The sequence below is a fragment of the Spectribacter hydrogenoxidans genome, from assembly GCF_031846275.1.
Classification (GTDB): domain Bacteria; phylum Pseudomonadota; class Gammaproteobacteria; order Nevskiales; family Salinisphaeraceae; genus Spectribacter; species Spectribacter hydrogenoxidans.
On the sequence record NZ_JAVRIB010000062.1, the window covers coordinates 1 to 313 of the forward strand.

The following is a 313-nucleotide window of genomic DNA, read 5'->3' on the forward strand; positions in this document are numbered from 1 at the left end:
CGAATGCAGGATCACCGGCTGGCCGGGGTCCTCACGACGTCCCAGCGCGGCGGTCACCGCATCCAGCACCAGCTGACGCTGCTGCGTCGCCCCCATCGACCAGCCGATCACGAGCTTGCTGTAAAGGTCGATCACCACGCACAGAAACAGCCAGCCTTCGGCGGTGCGGATCTGGGTGATATCGGTCACCCACTTGGTGTTGGGCTCGAGTGCGACGAAGTCGCGCTCGAGATGATTGGCGATGCCGATGGGTCGCAGCCCCGATGGCTTGTAACGCCAGGCCCTGGCCACAGGGATACCGTGGATGCCGTGT

The 313-nt window shown here is 64.5% G+C and carries 1 protein-coding gene; it reads right to left on the reverse strand.

The window, feature by feature from the left end; genetic code table 11:
- Positions 1-291 (reverse strand): DDE-type integrase/transposase/recombinase (locus RM532_RS15880; protein WP_423246907.1); only part of this gene is annotated, 291 nt, incomplete at its 3' end.
- Between the last annotated feature and the right edge of the window lie 22 nt (positions 292-313).